Annotated in this window: 3 protein-coding genes and 2 pseudogenes; 1 reads left to right on the forward strand and 4 read right to left on the reverse strand. The window is 58.9% G+C overall.

Translation table 11 applies throughout. The features are described from left to right. Positions 1–529: pseudogene (locus tag RTI30_RS12180) on the forward strand (hypothetical protein); the annotation flags it as partial. Here RTI30_RS12180 and RTI30_RS12185 read toward each other — a convergent pair. From RTI30_RS12185 to RTI30_RS12200, 4 genes and pseudogenes are all read right to left on the reverse strand, one after another. Continuing rightward, positions 506–786, reverse strand: a pseudogene (locus RTI30_RS12185) (type II toxin-antitoxin system YafQ family toxin). The pseudogenes RTI30_RS12180 and RTI30_RS12185 overlap by 24 nt on opposite strands. Continuing rightward, on the reverse strand, positions 773–1,036 hold the full coding sequence (locus tag RTI30_RS12190) for a type II toxin-antitoxin system RelB/DinJ family antitoxin (RefSeq protein ID WP_312263217.1): 264 nt from the start codon (positions 1,034–1,036) through the stop codon (positions 773–775). Before RTI30_RS12190 ends, RTI30_RS12185 begins: the two are co-directional and overlap by 14 nt. Positions 1,037–1,130: 94 nt before the next feature. Then, positions 1,131–4,493, reverse strand: coding sequence for a transglutaminase family protein (locus tag RTI30_RS12195; protein ID WP_312263218.1), 3,363 nt, complete (start codon positions 4,491–4,493; stop codon positions 1,131–1,133). Positions 4,494–4,505: 12 nt separating this feature from the next. Beyond that, positions 4,506–5,489, reverse strand: a 984-nt coding sequence (locus tag RTI30_RS12200) for an alpha-E domain-containing protein (RefSeq protein ID WP_312283866.1), incomplete at its 5' end; no start/stop codon positions are given.

A 5,489-nucleotide genomic window follows, 5' to 3' on the forward strand; every position in this document is an offset into this window, starting at 1 on the left:
CTTCTACGCACTTTTTTCGTGCGGCCTGCTGCTCGTCAGTGCATCGTTGGGCTTACATGGTTTCGCTGCCCTAGCCAATCTCTGGCGTTGGCAGCATCCGCTGCGCGATTTCACTGGCCCCTTCCAGGCCACCATTCTATTTACCCTGGCGTTGGCAGTCTTCGATTTGGCCAAGACCATCCTCGAAGAGGAGGTCCTGCTGCGCAAAGATATCCATCGTCACAGCACCACGCGGCGTACCCTGACACGCTTTGTGGCCGCCATTGCCATCGCGGTGTCCATCGAAGGACTCATGCTGGTCTTCAAGTTCGCCCTCGACGCTCCGCAAGAGCTCTGGCTGGCGGTGCTCCTATTGCTGGCAACAGCGGCCTTGCTTATTGCCCTGGGAGTGTATGTCTACCTTGGCGCGCGCGCCGAGAGCCTGCTCATCGAACAACGGCGACAAAATCGCCGGCCCGAGCCGATACTCTGCGTAGAGCAAAGCGAGGGAGCGCCAAATAAAGAATCAACGGAAAAGCTCGCTATGTGAGCCAAGTCGAGCTAATCGAAGGGTATCGGAGTCGCACTTGCGATAGATCAGCAATAGATCGGGTTTGATATGGCACTCCCGATATCCTGCCCAGTTACCGCTCAGGTCATGATCTCGGTACTTTGCATCGAGGGGAAGATCCGCCACCAGAGCTTCAAGAATAGCCCGCAATCTTGATCCAGAGTCGCCTGATGTCGTCCTTTTGCCTCTCGCTTGTAATCGCGCTTGAACGCCGAAGCGCGCTCAATCTTCCGCATGTAGATCTGCCATGAGATCTGCAACGCCAGTAAACTGCTTTCCCTTACCACTTTCCAGTTCGGCAATTGCCTTGCTGGTAGCACCGCTCGGCACCTTCACCTCGAAAGGCAAACGGCGCTCATCGGCTACCCGTAGCATGAGTAAGCGGATTGCGTCAGAAATCGACAACCCCATGGCTTCCAGAGCGTCGCTGGCGCGCTCTTTGGTTTCACTGTCAATACGGGCGCGTACATAGGTATCGGTACTCATGGTCGATTCTCCCGAAATTGTTGCCAGGATCTATCGTAGTCGCAACGTGACCACACCGCAAATTGATAACAAGAGAGCGGCTCCCCCAGGCTGTTCAAGAGCTGCGACGACGTAGATCGAGGGTACAGGGATATTCGGGGTTGGGGGCTTCTACAGGTGGCTGCCAAGGTCCAAGCGGGCTACCCTGGGGTAGAAACTCCCGCAAGGCACCGCGCTCGGGGGGCGGCAGCAAGGGACCTTGGGTAAAGCCCATGGGCTCGAAACGCACGATGCGACGCCCCTCAGCCTCATAGGCGTTGACTGGAAAACGCTCGTAGTTGCGCCCGCCGGGGTGGGCGACGCGATAGGTGCAACCACCAACGGAACGGCCATTCCAGGTATCGATCAAATCAAAAACTAAGGGTACGTCCAGGGGCAATTCCGGGTGCAAAGCCGAGGCCGGCTGCCAAGCTCGATAGCGCACTCCGGCCACCGCCTCGCCCTGGGTACCGGTGCTGCGCAGGGGCACACGGCGGCCATTGCAGACGACCACGTAGCGATCGCTCGCCATGCCCGACACCCGTACCTGCAGCCGCTCTATCGAAGCATCGACAAAGCGCGCCGTACCCTGCCCCGTCGCCTCCTCCCCCAGCACCGGCCAGGGCTCGAGGGCCATGCGCAGCTCGATTTCGACCTCGCGAATACGTACTCGGCCCAAGACCGGGAAACGAAACTCCAGAAAGGGTAAAAACCATTCCAGGGCCAGAGGATAGGAGAACTCCTGCAGCTCTGCGCAGACCTCCCCCAAATCCTCCCAAAGATACTGGGGCAACATCCAGCGATCCTGCAGACTGGTTCCCCAACGCTGCAGCTTGCCCTGATACGGTTTTTGCCAAAAGCGCGCTACCAAGGCGCGCACCAGCAAACTTTGGAGCAAGGCCATGCGCGGATGTGGCGGCATCTCGAAGGCCCGCAATTCGAGTAACCCCAAGCGACCACTGGCAGAATCTGGCGAGTAGAGCTTGTCGATGCAAAATTCGGCACGGTGAGTATTACCGGTAAGATCGACCAAGAAATTCCGCAGCAAGCGGTCGACTCGCCAAGGCGCCGTGTTCTCACCCGGCGGAATTTGTGCCAAGGCAATCTCGAGCTCGTAAAGAGCCGTGTCCCGCCCCTCATCCACCCGCGGTGCTTGGGAGGTGGGGCCAATGAACAGGCCGCTGAAAAAATAGGACAGCGTCGGGTGGTTCTGCCAGTAGCGCAGCATCGAGGCCAGCAAATCAGGGCGACGCAAAAAGGGGCTATCCTCTGCCCGCGCAGCACCCAAAGTCATATGGTTACCGCCACCGGTTCCGGTATGACGACCATCGAGGAGGAATTTTTCCGCACCCAAGCGACACTGGCGCGCCTCGGCATAGAGGCGCTCCGTCTTGTCCACTAATTCCTGCCAACTGGCAGAAGGATGGATATTGACCTCGATCACGCCGGGGTCGGGGGTCACGGCAAAACTGCGCAGCCGCTCGTCCTTGGGTGGCGGGTAGCCCTCGATACGCACCGGTACGCCGAGTTCTGCTGCAGTCCCTTCGATCGCCGCAATCAGATCCAAATAGTGCTCCAGAACGGAAAGCGGAGGTAAGAACACATTCAGGCAGCCCTCGCGCCATTCGACGGCAAGAGCCGTGTGCGGTACCTCCACCCAGATTCGCTCCGGCAATCGCTGATCCGCGGGACCAGGGGCTGGGCTTGACGGCGCTGGAGTCCAGGTCGAATAACGCGCCTCCACCTCACCATGAATATCCGGCGACAAGGGCGGCCGTGCGGCAAAAGGATCGGGTTCGGGTTGAATCTCCCGCTTCACATTCCAGGGCAGAGCATCGAGAGGAAGGCGCAGGCCGAGAGGCGAATTTCCCGGCAGCAAAAACAACGCACCGCGACGAAATACCCACGGCGCGCTGTGCCAACGTCCACTGCGCCAATCCCAAGCCAGGGGTAGCACAAAACCCGTCGGGGCCCGCAGGCCACGCGACAAGGCAATCGCGAGCTCCCTGCGCGCGCCCGGATCGTCAAGACCCTCAACCTGCAACCAATCTACATCCGTCGGTTGTTGCGACTCCCGCCACAGTAGGTAGAGAGGATCTTCGTAGGCGGGAATCAGCAGTTCCGGGGTCAGGCCCAGGCGCTGCGTCAGGGTTTTGGCGAATCTTTCGGTATCCACCGCTGCCGGTGCCATACCCGGCTGCCACTGCAGCTGCGGCCGCTGCCAGATGGGAACACCATCGACCCGCCAATAGCAGCCCAAGGCCCAGCGCGGCAGCGCTTCGCCGGGGTACCATTTGCCTTGACCGGTATGCAACAGGGCTCCCGGTGCAAAGGCCGTCGCCATACGACGCAACAACTGCTCTGCCCGATCCCGCTTATCTCGTCCTAAAGCCGCGGTATTCCACTCTGGTGCATCCATGTCATCTACGGCGACAAAGGTGGGCTCCCCACCCTGGGTCAGGCGCACGTCGAGTCGCTGCAGGTCTACATCCACCTTATGGCCAAGGGCAACGATCTCGCTCCAGGTCGGTTCGTCGTAGGGCAGCGTAACCCGAGGATCCTCATGGATGCGGCGGACGGTATTGGAAAAAGCAAACTCCACCTCACAGCGATCAGTAGCACCGCTGATGGGGGCGGCATCGCTCGGCTTGGGGGTACAGGCGAGGGGAATGTGCCCTTCTCCGGCAAAGAGGCCTGAAGTAGGATCGAGGCCCACCCAACCAGCCCCCGGTAAGTAGACCTCAGCCCAGGCATGGAGATCGGTGAAATCGGCACTGGGCCCGGCGGGACCGGTGAGCGGCTTTTCATCGGCTACTAACTGTACCAAGTAGCCGGATACGAAACGTGCCGCCAAACCCAGTTGCCGCAGAATCTGCACCAGCAACCAGGCACTGTCACGGCAAGAGCCCGAAGCCAGCTCCAGAGTCTCCTCGCAAGTCTGAACGCCCGGCTCCATGCGCACTCGATAGTCGACATCCCTTTGCAAGCGCTGATTCACTTGCACCAAGAAATCGACGGTCGGCACGGAGATCCGCGAGACCTCCGCCAACCACTTCTGCAGCTTTGGTCCCGCGGGCTCGCATTCCAAGTAGGGCTGCAGGGAGGGTAAGACTTCATCATCGTAGGCAAAAGGAAAACGCTCCGCCGCCTCCTCCAGAAAAAAATCGAAAGGGTTGATTGCCACCATCTCGGCAATCAATTCGACAGCAATACGCAAGTGCCGCGCCGGCTCCGGAAAAGTCAGACGTACGAGGTAATTGGCAAAGGGATCTTGTTGCCAATGGAGAAAATGCGGTTCCGGCTCTACTTTGAGAGAGTAAGCAAGTATGGGCGTGCGGCAATGGGGCGCTGGCCGCAGCCGCACGAGGTGCGGCGCCAAACGGACGCGTCGATCGAAACGGTACTCGGTAATATGCGACAGTACCACCTGAATCGCCATGGAAGTCTCCGGTCACGCCTGGGCAGCAATACGATGGGAAATAGGATGCGGATATGGCGACTGATCTTCATGGGCACGGAAATAGGCATTCTCGATACTGCGGTGGAGCATCCCCAGATCCTTCTGCACCTGGTCGAGGTACTCGTGCAACACCGCGGGGGTTAGAGACTTCAACTGCAGCAGATCGAGGCGGCGACGGGTTCGCCGCAGGGCATCGGCAGGGATCCCGGCATTGGGCAGGTAGGCGAGACCAATTTCCATGTCTGCCAAACAGCTGCGTACACTGCGCGGGCACTTGCTGTCGCGTAGCAGAAATTCCACCGCGCGCCCAGGCTGGATCTGCACGCCAACATGCTGACGGTACATCTCCAGGGCACTCATAGCTCGCAATACCGCCACCCACAGGCTTTGATACACCGTTTTGCGCAGACCCTGATCGTCGGGAGGAATGACGGCACTAACCACATCGATGATGCGCGAGCCCATGTCGGCGCGTTCCAGATTGCGTCCCAATTTGATGAACTGATAGGCCGCATTCTGGCTCATGCTGCTGACCAGTAGCCCAACCAAGGCGTGGCGCCGGGCTATGACTTGTTCGAGAAACTCCAGACGGGCGCGTCGATCACCAGCAATATCCCCTTTCTCCAAACCGTCCTGCACAAAAAGAAATAGCGAATTGATACGCTCCCAGAATTCTCCAGGCAGCAAATGGCGGAAAGTACGACAGTTTTCTCGCGCCTGGTGCACACAAGACAAAAGCGAACTCGGATTGCGACTGTCGGCAATCAAAAAGCGCATAATCGATTTTTCTGCCGGCTGCCCATAGAACTGCTGAAATCGTTCTGCCTCGCCGGTCACCTGTAACAAAATATCCCAACCAAATTGCGTACCCAGGGGCAGATCGAGTAGCAGCAAGGTGGCAGAATTGATGAATCGACCCATATCCTCGGAGCGCTCCAAATAGCGCGCCATCCAATAGAGATTTTCGGCTACACG

Source organism: Candidatus Igneacidithiobacillus taiwanensis (assembly GCF_031962545.1).
Lineage (GTDB): Bacteria > Pseudomonadota > Gammaproteobacteria > Acidithiobacillales > Acidithiobacillaceae > Igneacidithiobacillus > Igneacidithiobacillus taiwanensis.